The sequence below is a fragment of the Pseudomonas sp. UBA6562 genome, assembly GCF_002434265.1.
GTDB lineage: Bacteria > Pseudomonadota > Gammaproteobacteria > Pseudomonadales > Pseudomonadaceae > Aquipseudomonas.
In genome coordinates, this window is sequence record NZ_DJJS01000007.1 from 595,502 (window position 1) to 613,429 (window position 17,928).

The window sequence follows — 17,928 nt, forward strand, 5'->3', positions numbered from 1 at the left end:
AGGATGCCGCAGGCCCTGCCCACCGCATCCTGGCCCTAGCCAGCGGCTCGAACGGCCTTGGGGCCAGAATGCCTAGGCAACGTCAGAAATCCCTTTTGTAGAAGATGTCCAGCGAACTGGCCACGCCACTCGCGGCTTCCACGTATACCTTCTTGCTCAGCTTGTAGCGCAGCGCGATGGTATTGGCCGGCTCGAATACGCCTACCCCATAACGCAGGCTCAGACGCTCCGTCAGATTGCCGCTGGCCACCACGCTGGTGGTGTCGCCGCTGCCTTCGGTATCGAGCTGGAAGTCCTCGATGCCCAACCGCGTGGCCAGGCCACCGGTTAAGCCTGCGCTGCCGGCCAGACCCAATCCCAACGCAGCCTGGGCGAGCATGTTGTTGTCCTCGCCGGTATTGCCCAGTGGACGCCCGAGTACCAGATACGACAGCGCCTGCTCTTGGCTCATGGCCGGCTCGGCGAACACGGTGGCGGTCGGCTGTTCGGCGTTGCCGGTCAGGCGGATCCCTGCGGTGACGTCATCGACCTGGCGGATCGCCTCGATATCCAGGTACGGCTGGGCGATGGGCCCGGCGAACAACAACCGCGCGCGGCGTATGGTCAGGCGTTGACCATAGGCACGATAGCGTCCGTCGGCCAAGTTGAGTTCACCGCGCGTGTCCATGTTGTCGCCGATGTGCACCCGTCCTTTGAGGTTGGCGGTGAGACCGAAGCCGCTGAACGCCAGTTTTTCGCGACCTACCTCGACGTCGATGTCCATCGCCATGGCCATGGGCGGTTTGCCCTCGGCAGTCTGCTCGCCCACGATCACCGTGTCGTCCGACACCTTGACCGTCGAGGGCGGCAGTTGGCGGATGGTGATGTCGCCTTTGGGTACCTGGACCTTGCCGACGATCGCCAGCTTGTCGTCGATCAGGCGGATGTTGAGGTCGGGCGCCACGTCCAGGGTGGCATAGGGTTCGACGGTAACCGGCAACTGCTGGCCCTGCACGCGCACGTCGACGCCCAGCGCCTGGCCCCAGGTGATTTGCCCACCGATTTGCCCTCGCCCCGTTTCGCCACTGCGCCAACGGCCATCGAGCTGCACCTGCTCACCGGCGATCGCGGCCTGGATCGACAAGTCCTGCAAGCTGAGGGGCAATTCCGGGCCGCTGACTTCGCCGCCGCTGAGCGTGACGTTACCGTTCACCAGGGGCGCCAGCAGCGTGCCGGAGATACGGCCACTGCCGTTGAGTTGCCCGGCCAGGCGCTCGACCATCGGCGCGAAGGGTCTGGCCACGGCCACGTCCAGCCCGCGCAAATTGAAATCGCCGGATAATGGCTTGTTCGTAGCGACCGGATCGATACGGGCGTTGAGAGTGAGCGCGCCCAGGCGGTTGCCCTGGAACGTCAGCTGGGTATCGACCTGACGTGGGGCCAAGGTGCTGTCAACACGCAGGGCCTGGTAAGGGAAGTCGATCCAGCGGTCGTTGTCACGCAGGCTCAGGGTGCCGCCGCTGGCATCCACGCGCACGGTGCCTTTCGGGCCGCTAGCCGGCACGTCGAGGTTGACGTCGGCATTGAGCAGGCCTTTCCAGGCGAAGTCCTTCGGCATCCACTGCGCCAGGCTCTGCAATGGGAACTGCTTGAGGTGATAGCGAATACGCGGATCGGGCGCCAGGCGTTGGTCGTCGCCACACAAGCTGGCCTGCCCGGAGCGCCAGCAGTGGGCGCCCAAGTCCAGTTGCCCGCTGGCGAGCCGTTTCACGCCCGCCGGGCCTTGCAGACGCCAGTCCTGGCCGCCGGCCTGTACCCGACCACTGGAAAGTCGGCCGCGCCAGTCGCCTTTAGCCATGACGCCGTCGAGCGCCAGGTCGAGTTTGAGCTGCGGGCCATCGAGCCCCAGGGTGACGGCCTGCTGGGCGCTGGTGCCCTTACCGTTGGCGACCAGGGTCCCCAGCGCCGTATCGCCGGCGTGGATCTGCGTGGCCTTGAGGTCGACCACGGCGCGCTGGTTCTTGTCCAGATTGGCGGCAAGGTCAAGGCGCTGAATGCGATTGGCGTCCTGCGCCAGCCCCACGCCCAGCACCTTCAACGAACCCTGCGGCGCGTCGAGGGTGCCGGCCACATCCAGGCGGCCGTTGGCCTGGCCTTGCAGACCCGGCCAGAGCTGGCCCAAACGCGGCAGGTCGAGGTCGATGCGGCCGGCCAGCCGCTGTTCCAGGCTACCGCTGCCTTTGATGGAATTGGCGCCCAACTGGATGGCCAGCGCACCCAGCGTCCAGCGCTCGCCAGCCCCTTGGGCATCGACCTTGAGCATGGCCGGCTGCCCACGCAGGCGCCCCTTGAGGTCCAACTGCGCATCGAGATCGAGGTGCTGGTCTTTCATCTGCCCTTTGCTACGTAGAGGGCCGGCCAAGGTACCGGGCAGTTCCGCAACCCAGTAGGCCGGATCGAGCGCCGACAGTTGCAGGTCGACGTCCCAGGCCAGGACGTCGGCGAAGCGCAGCGCGACGCTGCCCGCCGCCTTGCCCTGCCCGGCCTTGAGGGCCAGCTTGGGCAGGCGCACCTGAGTCAGATCGCCCTCGAATGGGCTGGCCAGGTTGAAAGCGCCGGCCGGCCCGTCCAGATCGCCATCGAACCGGCCACTGTAGTTGCCATCGACGTAGTTCACTTGCGCCTTGAAGCGCTTGAGCGTGACCTGCGGCGCCTGTTCGAGCGGGTACAGGCGCAGCCAAGGGAAGTCCAACCAGTCCAATCGAGCGTCGGCCTTGAAGCCTTTCTGCCAGTCGGCGTTTGCTTGCAGGTTGAGGCGTTGCTGCTCGCTGGCGGTCAGGTCGAGGGCTTTGAGCTGGGCGCCTTTGGCATCGGCCCGGCCCATAAGGGCCAAAGCGATGGGACCTTTATCCGCTGGCAGACTGGCTGAACCGCTGAGCGCGAAGCCTTCCTGCAAATCTCCATGAGCATCTAGCTGCAAATCATTGAATTGCAAGGTATCTGGGAGCGCTTGGCTGGGTTTGAACGCTTGTGAACGGATCTGTACCGTGGCGGGCAAATGCTCTGCCAGCGCTTGCACTTGGCCGGTCAGTGTCGCATCGAGGTAACCCTGGGTGACGGCCTCGACCGCCAAGGTCTTTTGCAGCTCGCCCTTGACGTCCAGTTGCAGGTGCAGCGGTTTGCCGTCAACTGGCGGCAACTGCACGTTGCCGCTCAACTGCAAGGGCCAGTCGCCATTGGGCGTCACCAGGCCTTGCAGCTCGGCGTGCAAGTCCTCGCGCTGCACCTGCAGGCGGTCGATGCGCAAGCCTTGGGCAGTCCAGTGTGCGGCCAGTTGCAGATCGCCCAACAGGTCGTTGCCGTCAAGGCGCAACTGGCCCACCTGCAACTCACCCAGCTCGATGGACAACGGCAGGTCCAAGTTCGGCAGCTGGAGCGGGCCGCTGTCCGGGTCGGGCTCACTGGGGGCGAAAGCCATGTCGATGCGCTGGGCTTGCAGACGGTCGATGCACAGCGCCGAGCGCAGCAGACAGGCCGGCGTCCAGTCCAGTTGCGGCGCTTGCACGACGACGCGATGCTTGCCGTCGTCCCATACCAGTTCACGCGCCTGCCAGTGGCCGCCGAGGTGGCCTTGGAAATCGCTGACCTGCAAGCCGGGCACTCGATCCAACGCCCAGCGACTGCCGCTTTGGCTGCCGAGCACCACGGCCAGGATGACAATCACCATCAGCAACAGCGCGGCGATCACCAATGCGCCGATCTTCACACCTTTCTTCACCCCTGCCCTCACAGTTCCGGCCCCATCGAGAAGTGCAGGCGGATGCCGCCGTCGTCGTCCAGCGCTTTGGCCAGGTCAAGGCGCAGCGGCCCGATCGGCGACACCCAGCGCACGCCGAAGCCGACACCGGTCTTGAGGTTGGGCAGGTCCAGGGTATTGAAGGCATTGCCCTGATCGATGAAGGTCGCCACGCGCCATTTCTCCGTCAGCGAATATTGGTACTCGGCGCTGGCCGCGACCATGTAACGCCCGCCGATACGGTCGCCGTCGCTGTTTTTCGGCGACAGCGTCTGATAGTCGTAACCGCGCACGCTCTGATCGCCACCGGCGAAGAAGCGCAACGAGGGCGGCACGTTGTTGCTATAGCTGTTGGTGGCGCTGCCGCCGAACTGCACGCGACCGAGCAGGCGGTGGTTCTGCGCCACCGTGGTCAGGCCCTTGAGGGTGACGTTGCCGTACAGCAGGTTGGTGTCCGAACCCAGCCCTTCCTTGGCCACCTTGGTGTCGAACTGCACGCGGTAGCCGTTGTGCGGATCGATGCGGTTGTCGCTGCGCAGATAGGCATAGCTGACGCCGGGCATCAGCAGGTTGCTCAGGCCCGAGTCGTCGCCGAGCTTGTATTCCTCGCGCTGGTACTTGAGCGAGATGACCCGCTGCCAGCCGCTGGGCAGCTTGCTGTGCCATTCGGGCCCGACGGTGAGCAGCTTGCTGAGGGTATCGGTGCCAGCGATCTCTTCGTTCTGGTAGCCGCCGGCAAAACGCAGCTTGTCGGTGAGCGGCGGGTCGAGCGGCACGTCGTACCACAGGCCGACGTTCTGCCGAGGCGCGGACAGTTCGGTTTCCCACCCGTAGCTGTGCCCCTGCGGGTTGACCCAGTGGCGCGTCCAGTTGGCCTTGCCGCGCGGCCCGACGTCGGTGGAATAGCCCAGACCCAGGCCCAAGGTGCGCGGCTTGCGGGTTTCCAGATTGACCGCCACCGGCACCTGTTCGCCGACCGCCGCCGTGGGCGCGGCATCCACGCGCACCCCTTCGAAATAACCGCTGGACTGCAAGTCGTTGGTGAGCTCGGCGATCAGCTCGGAATCGTAGGGCGTGCCGGGTTTGAAGCCGACCATGCGCTGCAGCAGGTCGTCGTCCAGCGGCGTGTCGCCGTCGAACCTCACCGCGCCCAGGCGGTAACGCGGCCCGCTCTGGTACACCAGGTCGATGTCGGCGATGCCGGCCCGCGGGTCCACCGCCAGGCGCTGCTGGGTGAAATGGCCGCTGAAGAAGCCATAGCGCGACGCCTGGTTTTCGATCAGTTGCTTGGCGCTTTCGTAATAGCCGTGGTTGAGCGGCTGGCCCGCGCGCAACAGCTTGCCGTCGGGCACGCGAAAAGCCGTCATTTCGCTGGCCGGGCCTTCGACGCGCAGGTTGACGTTGCGCAGCCGCACCGGCTCGCCGGGCACGATCGACAGCACCAGACGCGGCGCTTGCTCGGCCGTGGCCGGCGGTTGCACCTCGGAGGCGATCTGCGCCTGATAGTAGCCCAGCGCCTGTGCGGCCTTGCGCGCCTGCTCCTCGGCACCGCGACTGAAACGCAGCAAGGCGTCCTCGTCCCGGTCGCCCAGGCTGCCGACATAGCCCTCGACATTGGCCTTGAGCGCCTTGTTGGCCGGTTTGACCCGCACCACCAATTCGCTCTGACCCCACGCGCTGAAACTGGCGACCCAGATGATCAGGCCCCAGGTAACTCTTCCTGAATACGTCATGCGCGGCATGCTACCAGAGGCCAGTGTCGATGAAAGCGCTTTGCGGTGGATTCATGTCGGTAAGACCTGCGACGAGGTCGGTGCCGGATGGAAGAACACCTGCTCGCTGACCGGCCCCACTGCCACTTCGCCCAGCATCTGATAACCCTGACCTTGCAGGAACAGCATCGCGTGAGGGTTGCTGGTGTTGAGCACCACACCTTCGGTGTTGGGATCTTCGGCGCACCAGTCGTGCACCACCTGCAACAGCTTGTTGGCGTACTGCTCGCCCTGGAAATGCGGATGGATGCCCAGCAGCGGCAGCACGTGCACCTGATCGGTAGGCAGCCAGGTGGACAGCGCACCTTGGTAGTCCAAATAGCGTCGGGTGCTGCGCAGCCCCGCACCGAGGATCATGCGCAGGCGCCAGACCCAGCTGTCGGCCACCCCTAGACGGCGCTGCGGCGGGACGATCAGTGCGACGGCCACCAGGCGGTCCTGTTCCAGCAGGCCAATGGCGGGCAGGTTGAAGTTGAAGTGCTGACGCACCCACTCCTTGATCACCACGCGCAGCCTGCGCTCGTAACCGGCGCGTTTGGCGTCGAACAGGTAGGTGTAGGTGGGTTCGGGCGCATAGGCCTGGAACAGCAGCGTGCGCACCTCGCGGGCAAAGCCGCTGTCGAGCATGCAAACCTGCGTGGCAGACGGGGTCGTCATGGGCGATGGAACTCCTGGAGTGGGCGTTTAGCCTTGGAGGGGCGCCGCTTCGCTTCGTTCACCGCCGGCCGAGCACGCTGGTGATCGAGGGCGCAGTCCGCTAGCATCCGGCTTTTGACCAGGGCCAGCGTTTCCCCATGAAGATCGTCTGTTTCAACATCAATGGCCTGCGCGCGCGGCCCCATCAATTGGCCGCGCTGATCGAAAAGCACCAGCCCGACGTCATCGGCCTGCAGGAAACCAAGGTCAGCGACGAGCAGTTTCCCCTGGCCGAGGTGCAGGCGCTGGGTTACCACGTGCACTACCACGGGCAGAAAGGCCACTATGGCGTCGCCCTGCTCTCGCGCCAGGCGCCGCTGGAGCTGTTCAAGGGCTTCGCGGGCGACGAAGAGGATGCGCAGCGGCGCTTCATCTGGGGCACCTTCGCCGACGCCAACGGCATGCCGATCACCATCATGAACGGCTATTTCCCCCAAGGGGAAAGCCGCGACCACCCCACCAAGTTTCCGGCCAAGCAGCGTTTCTACAGCGATCTGCAAGCGCTGCTCGAAAGCCGTTTCAGCAACGAGCAACCGCTGATCCTCATGGGCGACCTGAACATCTCGCCGCAGGATTGCGACATCGGCATCGGCCCGGACAGCGTCAAGCGTTGGCTCAAGGCCGGCAAATGCAGTTTCCTGCCCGAAGAGCGCGAGTGGCTGGCGCGCCTGAAGAGCTGGGGCCTGACCGACAGCTTCCGCCATCTGCACCCCGAAGTGGACGACCGCTTCAGCTGGTTCGACTACCGCAGCCGTGGCTTCGAGGACACGCCCAAGCGCGGCCTGCGCATCGACCTGATCATGGCGTCCAATGGCTTGCTGCCCCGGGTCAAGGATGCGGGAGTGGATTACGCGCTACGCGCGATGGAAAAGCCTTCGGACCATGCGCCGATCTGGTTGGAACTGGAAGACTGAGTCCGATCGGGTTGGGATTCTGGGGTCCCAGCCAGGTGCTTGAAGACCGCCCCTGATGGAGCGGCCGGTTCGGCGTTCCGATCAGCGACGATGGCCTGCGTAGCAGACCCGATGGCTACGACAGGTTTCCACGGGATGCTCAGCAGTGAGTGAGACAGTGCGGCATCGTCGCCCATCGCGGCTAAAGCCGCTCCAACGTTGGAGCGGCCTTGCAAGATCTTACTTGACCACACCGCACGCCATGCGCGCACCGCCGCCGCCGAGTTTTTCCGGGTGGTCGCTGTGGTTGTCGCCGCCGGCGTGGACCATCAGCGCGTGGCCTTTGAAATCGTCGGCTTTCAAGCGCGGCGCCAGTACCGGGTAGGTGGCCTTGCCGTCGGCACCGACGTACAGCGCCGGCAGGTCGCCGCGGTGGCCGGTGTCGTCGTAAGGGCCTTTGTGCGCGTTGGTGGTGTCCGGGTCCCAGTGGCCGCCGGCGGCCCCGGCGGGCACGGTCTTGCCGTTGTCCTGGGAGGGGTCGCAGGAAGCGTTCTGGTGCAGGTGGAAGCCATGTACGCCGGGTGGCAGGTCTTTCAGATCCGGGGTCAGCAACGCGCCGTACTTGTTCTGTTCGATGGTGACGGTGCCGATCGACTTGCCCGCGCCATCAGGGCCGGCGAGCTTGAGCTCGACCGTCTGGGCGGCCTGGGCCAGGCCTGCGCTGGCCAACAGTGCGGTCATGAGAAGTGCTTTGGCTTTCATCTGGGTGTCTCCTTGGCATCGAAAAGGTGGGATCGTTCCTTGTACGGCAAGCCGGCGAACCGCCTGCGTGTCAGATGGGACTGCATCGGCGCGCTGCGATTCCATCGTGCCACAGCTTGTAATACTTAAGCCGTCGAACGCGACCGGCACCTCAGGCGGGCTGCGCGCGCGCACTCAGGGTCACCCAGTAGCGTGTGCGGTACTGCACCCGTAGCGGTAGGCTGGCGGCCAGCAAGGCCAGGATGCGGTCGGTATCGTCGAGCGTGAAGGTGCCGGTGACCGCCAACCGTTCAAGGCTGGCCGGCCAGCGCAGCAGGCCCGGCCGATAACGCTGCAATTCGCGCAGGAATTGGCCCAACGGCTGGTTTTCGACGATCAGCACACCCTGCTGCCAGCCTGGCAAGTGCGTATCGAAGGCATGCACGTTCTCAACGCCAGCCGTGCTTAGCCATGCACGCTCGCCGGCCACCAGCCGCCGTTCGCGCCCGAGCCGCGGCTGCACGCGCAGTTCGCCGCGCTGCACCGACACCAGACAGCGCTCGTCCCCATCGCGCACGCACAGGCTGGCGCCATCGGCATCGAGGTGGCCGTGCCGGGTGCTTACGCGCAAAGGCCCGCGACCGTCGAGCGCCATTTCGCCCTGAAGCATATCCACTTCGAGCAGGCTCGCGCCGTAGCGGATGTTTACCGCACTGTCCGTGTTGAGCTGCAAGCGGCTGCCATCGGCGAGCGCCAACCCTCGGCGCTCGCCGATGGCTGTGGCGAGGTCCGCGCGCCAGCGCTCGACGGGCAGTTCACGGTAGGTCAGCCAGGCCAAAGGGGCACAGGCCGCAAGGGTCAATGTCTGGCCCAACAGCTTGCGCCGTTGCGGGTCGGGGCGGTCGAGGCAACTGAGGCCGACCGGCGCCGGCACCTGGGCGAATCGGCGGCGCAACTGCTCGGCCCGCTGCCACAGCGCCTCGTGGGCGGCGCTGCGCGCGCGCCAGCCTTGCAGCCGGCGCTCGGCGTCGGCATCCATCTCTCCGGCATCCTGCAACGCCAGCCACTGCGCCGCCTCGCGGGCCAGGCGCCGGGCATGGCGGTCGACGCCTGCGTTCACAGGTCCACCAGCAAGCAATGCTCGTAGGCCTGGGCCATGTAGCGTTTGACGGTGCGCGAAGACACCTGCAAGCGCTCGGCGATGCTGGCGTAGTCGAGCCCTTCGAGTTGCGCCCAAAGGAACGCCCGTCGCACCGCCAGCGGCAGGCCGTCGAGCAGTTCGTCCAGCGCTTGTAGGGCTTCGAACACCAGCCAGCGCTGCTCGGCCGAAGGTGCCAGTGCTTCGGGCAAATGTTGCAGGGCCTCCAGATAAGCCCGCTCCAGACTGCGCCGCTGGTAATGGTTGACCAACAGACGCTTGCCGACGGTGAGCAAGTAGGCACGCGGCTCGCGCAAGCTCGGCAAACGGTTGCCGCGCTCTGCGGCCAGCACGCGCATGAACGTGTCCTGGGTGAGGTCGGCCGCCGCCCAGCGGTCGCCGAGCCGCTGGCGCAGCCAGCTTTCCAGCCAACGGCTGTGGTCGCGATAGAGGGTGCTCAGGCAAGGGGACGGCGCCGCAACGGAATCGGTCATACAGGGGCACGCCAGGCAGAGGAAGGATGTAAATGCGAGTGATTCTAATTGCTTCATGACAGGCCGCCAAGCCTGAACTCGGTATCGCGCTCTATACTTGGCAGGGCTGCGCATTGCGCTCGACATCGTCCATCCCGGACACCCCTTTCACTGCCTCGGCCAAACGGACTGACCATGCATTTGCAACCTGCCATCCCCGTACTGCGCATCTTCGACGTCGACAAGGCGAAAGCCTTCTACCTGGACTTTCTCGACTTCACGCTGGACTGGGAACATCGTTTTTCCGCCGATTTGCCGCTGTATGCCCAAGTGCATCGCGACGGGCTGATCCTGCACCTCACCGAGCACTATGGAGACGCCACCCCCGGCTCCACCGTCTTCGCCTGGGTCACGGACCTGCATGCACTCGAGCAGCAGTTGCAGGCAAAGCGCTACCCCTACGCCCGCCCTACCGTAGAGCCTGTCGATTGGGGTTTGCAGATGCAGATCCGTGACCCTTTTGGTAACCTCCTGCGCCTGTGCCAACACGGCGATCAGCCCTGAACGCCCGACGGGCCGGGCTTTACCCATACCGCCCGGTCCATTACCCTGGCGATCCTTCCCCCTACCGAGGTGTTCGTCCGATGCGCCATTGATGCCGCCGTCTCTCCGACGGCCAGCCTTCACCCCCCAGCCTTGCCTTGGGGATGTCGCGGCATGAATGGACTGCTCCATGACGAATCCTTCGATCCTGACGCTCGACCGCGTCACCTATGCCCTGCCCAACGGCCGGCTCCTGTTCGACGAGCTCGACGCCACCTTCGACCGACGCCCCACTGGCCTGGTCGGCGCCAATGGCGTGGGCAAGAGCCTGCTCGGCCGATTGCTGGCCGGCGACCTTGCACCCACGGCAGGACGCTGCTTGCGACATGGGCAGGTGCATCGCCTCGACCAGCACATTCTTCGGCGTAGCCGCAGCGTCGCCGACCTGGCGCAGCTCGCACCGGTGCTCGATGCCCTGCGCCGCATCGCCCAGGGTAGTGTCGACCCGGCCGATTTCGACACGGTGGGCGAGCGCTGGACGTTGGCCGAACAGCTACGCGCGCTGCTCGACCGACAAGGGCTCGGCGGCCTGGACCTGTACGGCAGCGCCCGCGACCTGAGCCCTGGCCAAGCGATGCGCGTGGCTATCGGCGGAGCGTTTCTCGCCCAAGCCGACTACCTGATTCTCGATGAGCCGAGCAACCATCTGGATCGGGAGGGCCGCGCCCACTTGCAAGCGCTGATCGAACAATGGCCGCGCGGCCTGTTGTTGATCAGCCACGACCGCGCGTTGCTCGAACCGCTGCAACGCACGCTGGAACTGAGCGCGCTGGGCCTGCGCAGCTACGGCGGTGGTTACGGTGCCTACCGCCAGGCCAAGTCCGGCGAACAGGCCAGCGCACAGCACGACCTGGACCGGCTCAAACGGCAACGCCAGCGTGACGCGCTCGACGCGCAAAAGCAGCGCGAACGCCAAGCGCAGCAGCAGGCACGCGGCCGCGGCGATGCCCGACAGGCCAACCAGGCGCAGATCCTGCTCGATCGCCAGCAGCAACGCAGCCAGGCCACAGCGGGCAAACGACAGCGCTCGCAGCTAAAGGCCCGCCAAGCCCTGCACGCGCAGATCGGCGAAGCCGCCCGCCTCGTCGAACGCACAACGGCGATCAGCGTGCAGCCGCCGACCGCGCAGCGCCCTCTCGGTCGCATCCTGCTCAGCCTGGAGCATGTGCAACTGCCCTACGGCCATGCCAAGCCCCTGAACCTGCGCCTGCTGGCCGGCGAACGCCTGGCGGTCACCGGCGCCAACGGCAGTGGCAAATCGACCCTGCTCAAGCTCATCCATGGCGATCTGTCGCCACGCGCGGGCTGCGTGCGCCTGCACGGCACCGTGGCCCTGCTCGACCAGCAGGCCAGTGCGCTGCCACCCGGCCGCAGTGCCTTCGAGCATCTGCGCCAGGCCAATGCCCAGCTCGATTCCGGCACCCTGCGCACGTGCCTCGCCCAAGCGGGGCTGGACGCTGCGCGGGTCGACCTGCCCAGCCGATTGCTCAGCGGAGGCGAGCGGATGAAGGCGGCGCTGGTCGCACTGCTGCACCGGCAACAGCCCATCGATCTGCTGTTGCTCGACGAGCCCGGCAACCACTTGGATCTGGCCGCACTGGAGGCTCTGGAACGGATGCTGGCGCAGTTCTGCGGCAGCGTGCTGGTGGTCTCCCACGACGAGGTGTTGTTGGAACGGTTGGAGCTGATGGGTCGGTTTGCGCTGTGAATCCGATCAAGACTTTGAAGAGAAAATTTTGCGGGGCTGAACACCTTCAATCAGTAGCTTTCCAGTGCGATTACCGCCCACTTTCCATACTCATTTTCATTGCTCTGTTGACGAATTAACTGCCTGGTACAAAGATCGGCAATATTCAACAACAACAAGGCGATAGCCCCCATGAATCCTCGAATCCTGGTGCTCAACGGTCCCAACCTCAACCTGCTGGGCGCCCGCGAGCCCGACCAGTACGGCAGCGAGACCCTGGCCGACATCGCCCACCTGTGTGCCACCAGCGCCGACCTGCATGGCTTGGCCCTTGAGTTTCGGCAAACCAACCACGAAGGCGAATTGCTCGACTGGATTCATGCCGCCCGCGGCCGCTGCCAGGGCATTCTCATCAACCCGGCCGCCTGGACCCACACCTCGGTGGCCATTCGCGATGCGCTGATCGCCAGCGACCTGCCCGTGATCGAGGTGCACCTGTCCAACGTGCACAAGCGCGAGCCCTTCCGCCACCGTTCGTTCGTCTCGTCGGTCGCCGTCGGCGTGATCTGCGGCCTGGGCAGCCACGGCTACGCGCTGGCGCTCAGCCATTTCGCCCAACTGCTCAAGGAGCGCGCCCAGTGAGCGACCTGCACGAATCGATTCTCGCCGGCCTGATCGGCCGCGGCATCCAGGCCTCGCGCACCCCTGCCCTGCACGAACGCGAAGGCGATGCGCAATCGTTGCGCTATCTCTACCGTCTGATCGACGCCGACCGCCTGCAGCTCGAAGACAGCGCCCTAGAAAGCCTGTTGCAAGCGGCCGAACGCACCGGCTTCACCGGCCTCAACATCACCTTCCCATTCAAACAGGCGATCGTGCCGCTGCTCGACGAGCTGTCGAGCGAGGCCCGCGGTATCGGTGCGGTCAACACCGTAGTGCTGCGCGATGGTAAGCGCGTGGGCCATAACACGGATTGCCTGGGCTTCGCCGAGGGCTTTCGGCGCGGCTTGCCTGGCGTGCGCAGGCGCCAAGTGGTGCAGTTGGGTGCAGGTGGCGCCGGTTGCGCCGTGGCCCACGCGCTGCTGGCCGAAGGCGTCGAGCAGCTGCTGCTGTTCGAGGTCGACGCGTCGCGTGCGCAAGCGCTGGTGGACAACCTCGCCGAACGCTTCGGCCCCGGCCGTGCCGTGCTAGGCCAGGACCTGGCCCGCGCCGTGGCCACCGCCGACGGCCTGGTCAACACCACCCCCGTGGGCATGGCCAAACTGCCCGGCACACCCCTGCCGCCAACCCTGCTGCACCCGCAGCTGTGGGTCGCCGAAATCGTCTATTTCCCACTGGAGACCGAGCTGCTGCGGCATGCCCGCGCGCTCGGCTGCCAGACCCTGGACGGCGGCACCATGGCCGTGTTCCAGGCGGTCAAGGCGTTCGAGCTGTTCAGTGGCCGCTTGGCGGACGCCGAGCGCATGCAGGCGCATTTCGCCAGCCTCTGACACCTGCGGGCCCGCGCGTCAGCGCTCGCCCGCACACTGCCTCAGGCTTGCATGTAGCGCATGACCACGTCGCAGATCATGTCTTTCTGCCGCTGCTTGATCTGCTCGTTCGACAACTCGATCTGGAACAGCTCGCCGAAGGTGTGGCGATTGGAAATGCGGTAGAAGCAGAACGAACTCATCAGCATGTGCAGGTCGATGACCTCGATGCCCGGGCGGAACACGCCCTCCTCCACCCCACGGGCCACGGCCCGGCCGAGGATCTCCAGCACCATGCTGCTCATCTCGCGGATGTGCGGGGTCTGCTTGACGTACTCGCCGTAGTGGATGTTCTCGGTACTGACCATGCGCACGAAATCGACGTTGCGGTCGTGGTGGTCGAAGGTGAATTCCACCAGGCGGCGGATCGCTTGCACCGGCGGCAGCGATTCGAGGTCGAGATCGTGTTCGGTCTTGCGGATGTCGCCGTAGAGCTTGCGCAGGCACTCGACGTAGAGCTGCTCCTTGCTGCCGAAGTAGTAATAGATCATGCGCTTGGAGGTGGCCATGCGCTCGGCGATGGCGTCTACCCGCGCACCGGCCAGCCCCTGTTGGACGAACTCCTGGATGGCGGCCTTCAGGATGTCTTCGCGGGTCTTCTCGGGGTTGTTCTTGCGCGGCTTGCGGCCCCGCGTGGCGCTGGGCTCGCGGGGGTTGACTTGCACATCACTCATACCGGCTCACAGGTTCTTGTTGGCGTCGGCCGATTATCCGTGAGGGCGGCAGCCCAGGGAAGCGCCATGGACCGTCGGTGGCGATGCGGCCGCCCCGGGCCGCCGCTGCATGCCTTTGTTCAGCGTACCGACTTGTGTGCTGCCCCGCTGCGCGCCTTGGCCATGGCGGTCAGGCGCACCGTCACATTGGCCGCGCCGTAGCCGGCGTAACCGCCTTTGCGCTGGAGGATTTCGAAGAAGAAGCGGTCTTCGAAGGCTTCGGTATACACATGGAACAGCTCGCCACCTTGCGCGTCGCGGTCGTACAGCACGTTGTAGTAGGCCAATTCGCTGAGGAACTCGTCGTCGAAGTCGAAGCGCGCGGCCAGGTCGTCGTAATAGTTGAGGGGGATTTCCAGCAGCGGCACACCAGCGTCCTTGGCCCGCGCCACTTCGCGGAAGATGTCTTGGCACTCGAAGGCGATGTGGTGCACCCCCGAGCCTCGATAGCTGGACAAGGCATGGGCGATGGCGGTGTTGCGGTTTTCGGAAATGTTCAGCGGCAGGCGCAAGGTGCCGCATGGGCTGCGCAAGGCACGGCTCTTGACCAGGCCGTAGGGGTCGGGCAGCACCACTTCATCGTCGGCGGTGAAATCGAACAGGCTCTTGTAGAACAGCACCCAGGTATCGAGCATCTCCGCCGGCAGGGCCAGGGCCATGTGGTCGATGCGCAGCAGGCCGCCTTCCCCGCCCGCTGGGGCACCCAGCTTGAAGTCGGTGTCGTAGAGGCTCTGACCGCCGCCCGCAGGCTCCACCAGGTAGATCAGGCTGCCGTCGGGCGCGCGCACGGCGGGCACTTCGCGCTCGTTGGGTCCGACCAGGCCGCGGTAGGGCTGGCCACCGTAGGCGGTGGCGCGTTGCAAGGCCGGCGCGGCCTGATCGACGCGCAGCGCCGTGGCGCATAGCGACGGGCCATGGGCTTCGAAGAAATTGTGGGCGAACGAGTAGGGCTCGGCGTTGAGCACCAGGTTGATGTCGCCCTGGCGCAGCAGGCGCACGTCCTTGCTGCGGTGTTCGCCGGCCTCGCTGAAGCCCAGACGCTTGAGCCAACCGGCCAGGCGCGCGCCAATGGCTTCGTCGACGGCGAACTCGAGAAACTCCACGCCCTGGTATCGACTGGCCGGTGCAGGTGCGAACAGCACGCCGGGCTCCAGTTCGGTGCCTTCGGCAGCCAGGCGCAGGCGAGTCTTCTCTTCCAGGTACAGCAGCGAGCGCAGGCCGTCGACGGCGTTCTGCCGCGGCGGCGCGGCGCGGAAGCCGTCGTTGAACACCTCCAGCGACAACGGCCCGCGGTAGCCGCTGGCCAGGATCGGCGCGAGGAAGCCGGCCATGTCCATTTCGCCCTGGCCGGGGAAGCAGCGGAAATGCCGGCTCCACTCCAGCACGTCCATGGCCAGGATCGGCGCGTCGGCCATTTGCACGAAGAAGATCTTGTCCCCCGGTATGTCGCGGATCGCGCTGGGGTCGCCCTTGAGCGACAGCGTATGGAAGCTGTCGAGGATGACGCCGAGCGAGGGGTGGTCGGCCTGGCGCACCACATTCCACACTTGCTGGTAGGTATTGACGTGGCGGCCCCAGGCCAGGCCTTCGTAACCGATGCGCAGCCCACGCCGGCCGGCATGCTCGGCCAGCAGGCGCAAATCGTCGACCAGAACATTTTCATCGCCCAAGGCGTCGGCCTGGGTGTTGCTGCACACCAGCACCAGGTCCGTACCCAATTCCTGCATCAGATCGAACTTGCGCTCGGCGCGGTCGAGGTTGCGCTGAAGACGGTCGCGGCGGCAGCCCTCGAAATCGCGAAACGGCTGGAACAAGGTGATGGCGATGCCTAAGTCCGCGCACATCTGCCGCACTTCGCGCGGGCTGCCGGCGTAGTACAGCAGGTCGTTCTCGAAGATCTCGACGCCGTCGAACCCGGCTGCGGCGATGGCTTCGAGCTTTTCCGGCAAGGTGCCGCTCAAGGACACGGTGGCAATCGAACGTTTCATGCGGCAATTCCTTGTAAAGTAGCGCGCGGCGCGATCGGCGCGGGCAAAGAGCGCGCAACGGGTTTCTTGGCAGGATCGATTATTGGCAGGTAAAGTCGCGCCCACAACGGGATTTGTACGGAATGGTTAGTTTTGCGTTCGATTACCGAACAGAACCGAATCACACGAATTGATTCACTTCATGGCACTGGACAACCATTGCGCTGCGCCCACCTCACACCTTCGGATCGCACTGCCTTGTCGACCGAGGGTTGGACACTGCGAGGGCGCACCTTGCGCCACCAAACAATAATTTCAATAAATCGGGTAACCCCCTATGCACAGCCCTGTCGTCCTTGCCCGCCCCTGCATGCCCCGCGCAAGTCGCTGCCCTTGCGCTCTTCGCTCTGCTCGACCGCCGCTGCCGGCACTCATTGCGGGCCTGCCGACGCCCGCCTGAATCCGCCTACCCGATGCGTTGCCGACACCGCCGCGCGCGGTGACTAACAAGAACAACGGAGAACACGATGGCCAAATCCAGCTCCCAAGCCAAGAAAGCGACCGCCAGCGGGTGGATCGGCTCGGCCTTGGAATACTACGACTTCTTCATCTACGCCCAGGCTGCGGCGCTGATCTTCCCGCAGATCTTCTTCCCGTCGATGGACCCGAAGATGGCCATCATCGCCTCGCTGGCGACCTATGGCGTGGGCTACCTGGCCCGGCCGCTGGGCGCCGTCGTGCTCGGCCACTGGGGCGATACCCGCGGGCGCAAGCACGTGCTGCTGCTGTGCATGTTCCTCATGGGCCTGTCGACCATGGCCGTGGGGCTGCTGCCGACCTACCACGACATCGGCATCGCCGCGCCGCTGATCCTGGTGCTGCTGCGACTGGTGCAGGGCTTTGCGGTGGCTGGGGAGATTTCGGGGGCCAGCTCGATGATCATGGAGCACGCCCCCGTGGGGCGCCGCGGCTACTACGCAAGCTTCGCCCTGCAAGGGGTGCAAGCCGGTCAGGTGCTGGCCGCTGCGGTGTTTCTGCCGTTGGCGTATTTCATGCCCAGCGAAGCGTTCAACGACTGGGGTTGGCGCATCCCGTTCCTGCTCAGCGTCCTGGTGCTGATCGCGGGGTTCATCATCCGCAAGGAAGTCCACGAGACGCCGGCCTTCGTCAACGAAGAAAAACAGGCTGCGGTGGCCAAGTCGCCGATCCGCGACGCCTTCCGCTACAGCTGGAAGCACATCGTGCTGGTGATGTTCATGGCGCTGATGAACGTGATTCCGGTGGTGGCCACCGTATTCGGTGCTGCCTACGCGGTGCAGCCGGCCTACGGCATCGGTTTCGACAAGAGCGTGTACCTGTGGATTCCGGTGATCGGCAACATCGTCGCCGTGTTGGTGATCCCTTTCGTGGGCAACCTGTCGGACCGCATCGGCCGGCGCCCGACCATGATCGCCGGGTGCCTGGGCTCAGGCCTGCTGGCGTTCGTCTACCTGTACGCGATCAGTATCCATAACGTACCGATGGCGGTGGTCACCTCGATCCTCATGTGGGGCTTGGTCTACCAGGGCTACAACGCTGTGTTCCCAAGCTTCTACCCCGAGCTGTTCCAGACCCGCTACCGCGTCTCGGCCATGGCCATCGCGCAGAACATCGGCACCATGCTCACCGCCATGCTGCCGGCGCTGTTCGCTGCCGTGGCACCGCCCGGCTCGGACAACATCCCGCTGGTGGTCGGTGGTTTGGCCTTCTTCATCACCTGCATCTGCGCACTGGCCGCCTACCTGGCGCCGGAAACCCACCGCTTGGCGATGGAGGACCTGGGCAAGGCCGATGCCCTGCCCATGGCCAAGGAGACGTACGAGGCCAGCCGGCAGAACAGCCTGCGCGCCATGAGCCACTGATTCATCCGCCGTCATGCAAAGGGGGCACGTCGCCGGCGAC

At 65.4% G+C, this 17,928-nt stretch carries 14 protein-coding genes; 6 read left to right on the forward strand and 8 right to left on the reverse strand.

The window, feature by feature from the left end; genetic code table 11:
- Positions 1-82: 82 nt before the first annotated feature.
- Genes B4M43_RS14670 through B4M43_RS14680 form a run of 3 tightly spaced genes read right to left on the reverse strand, consistent with a single transcriptional unit; the run spans position 83 to position 6,204 of the window.
- Complete coding sequence (locus tag B4M43_RS14670; protein ID WP_414707857.1) at positions 83-3,706, reverse strand: translocation/assembly module TamB domain-containing protein; 3,624 nt, start codon at positions 3,704-3,706, stop codon at positions 83-85.
- A gap of 59 nt (positions 3,707-3,765) precedes the next feature.
- The gene (locus B4M43_RS14675) at positions 3,766-5,508 is read right to left on the reverse strand and encodes an autotransporter assembly complex protein TamA (protein ID WP_296268161.1); all 1,743 of its coding nucleotides are present in this window, start codon (positions 5,506-5,508) and stop codon (positions 3,766-3,768) included.
- 51 nt (positions 5,509-5,559) lie between these two features.
- Positions 5,560-6,204: a GNAT family N-acetyltransferase gene (locus B4M43_RS14680; RefSeq protein WP_296268162.1), complete on the reverse strand. Its 645-nt coding sequence runs from the start codon at positions 6,202-6,204 to the stop codon at positions 5,560-5,562.
- A gap of 137 nt (positions 6,205-6,341) precedes the next feature.
- Here B4M43_RS14680 and xthA point away from each other — a divergent pair, with 137 nt between their 5' ends.
- On the forward strand, positions 6,342-7,157 hold the full coding sequence (xthA, locus tag B4M43_RS14685) for an exodeoxyribonuclease III (protein ID WP_296268163.1): 816 nt from the start codon (positions 6,342-6,344) through the stop codon (positions 7,155-7,157).
- Positions 7,158-7,376: 219 nt separating this feature from the next.
- Here xthA and sodC read toward each other — a convergent pair whose 3' ends face one another.
- The 3 genes from sodC to B4M43_RS14700 form a co-directional block, all read right to left on the reverse strand.
- Positions 7,377-7,898 (reverse strand): superoxide dismutase [Cu-Zn] SodC, encoded by a 522-nt coding sequence (gene sodC, locus B4M43_RS14690; protein ID WP_296268164.1) that lies wholly within the window; start codon positions 7,896-7,898, stop codon positions 7,377-7,379.
- Between the two features lie 151 nt (positions 7,899-8,049).
- Positions 8,050-8,997, reverse strand: a complete 948-nt coding sequence (locus tag B4M43_RS14695) for a FecR domain-containing protein (protein ID WP_296268165.1) — start codon at positions 8,995-8,997, stop codon at positions 8,050-8,052.
- Entirely contained in the window at positions 8,994-9,509 is a 516-nt protein-coding gene (locus tag B4M43_RS14700; protein WP_296268166.1) for a sigma-70 family RNA polymerase sigma factor, read from the reverse strand. The genes B4M43_RS14695 and B4M43_RS14700 overlap by 4 nt, the downstream gene beginning before the upstream one ends.
- A gap of 174 nt (positions 9,510-9,683) precedes the next feature.
- Between B4M43_RS14700 and B4M43_RS14705 the strand changes: the two genes are divergently transcribed.
- The 4 genes from B4M43_RS14705 to B4M43_RS14720 all read left to right on the forward strand — a co-directional run bounded on the left by B4M43_RS14705 (position 9,684) and on the right by B4M43_RS14720 (position 13,268).
- The gene (locus B4M43_RS14705; RefSeq protein WP_296268167.1) at positions 9,684-10,052 is read left to right on the forward strand and encodes a glyoxalase superfamily protein; all 369 of its coding nucleotides are present in this window, start codon (positions 9,684-9,686) and stop codon (positions 10,050-10,052) included.
- 169 nt (positions 10,053-10,221) lie between these two features.
- Positions 10,222-11,799, forward strand: a complete 1,578-nt coding sequence (locus B4M43_RS14710) for an ABC-F family ATP-binding cassette domain-containing protein (RefSeq protein WP_296268168.1) — start codon at positions 10,222-10,224, stop codon at positions 11,797-11,799.
- 171 nt (positions 11,800-11,970) lie between these two features.
- Positions 11,971-12,420, forward strand: a complete 450-nt coding sequence (gene aroQ, locus B4M43_RS14715; RefSeq protein ID WP_296268169.1) for a type II 3-dehydroquinate dehydratase — start codon at positions 11,971-11,973, stop codon at positions 12,418-12,420.
- A gap of 5 nt (positions 12,421-12,425) precedes the next feature.
- A complete protein-coding gene (locus tag B4M43_RS14720) occupies positions 12,426-13,268 on the forward strand; it encodes a shikimate dehydrogenase (protein ID WP_296268408.1) in 843 nt (280 codons plus the stop codon).
- A 41-nt stretch (positions 13,269-13,309) separates the two neighbouring features.
- On the opposite strand, the gene B4M43_RS14725 is transcribed toward B4M43_RS14720, so the two are convergent.
- Together B4M43_RS14725 and quiC are read right to left on the reverse strand one after the other, a co-directional pair.
- A complete protein-coding gene (locus tag B4M43_RS14725; protein WP_296268170.1) occupies positions 13,310-13,981 on the reverse strand; it encodes a TetR/AcrR family transcriptional regulator in 672 nt (223 codons plus the stop codon).
- Between the two features lie 119 nt (positions 13,982-14,100).
- Complete coding sequence (gene quiC / locus B4M43_RS14730; protein ID WP_296268171.1) at positions 14,101-16,008, reverse strand: 3-dehydroshikimate dehydratase QuiC; 1,908 nt, start codon at positions 16,006-16,008, stop codon at positions 14,101-14,103.
- 506 nt (positions 16,009-16,514) lie between these two features.
- Here quiC and B4M43_RS14735 point away from each other — a divergent pair.
- Positions 16,515-17,888 (forward strand): MFS transporter, encoded by a 1,374-nt coding sequence (locus tag B4M43_RS14735; RefSeq protein WP_296268172.1) that lies wholly within the window; start codon positions 16,515-16,517, stop codon positions 17,886-17,888.
- Positions 17,889-17,928 lie beyond the last annotated feature (40 nt).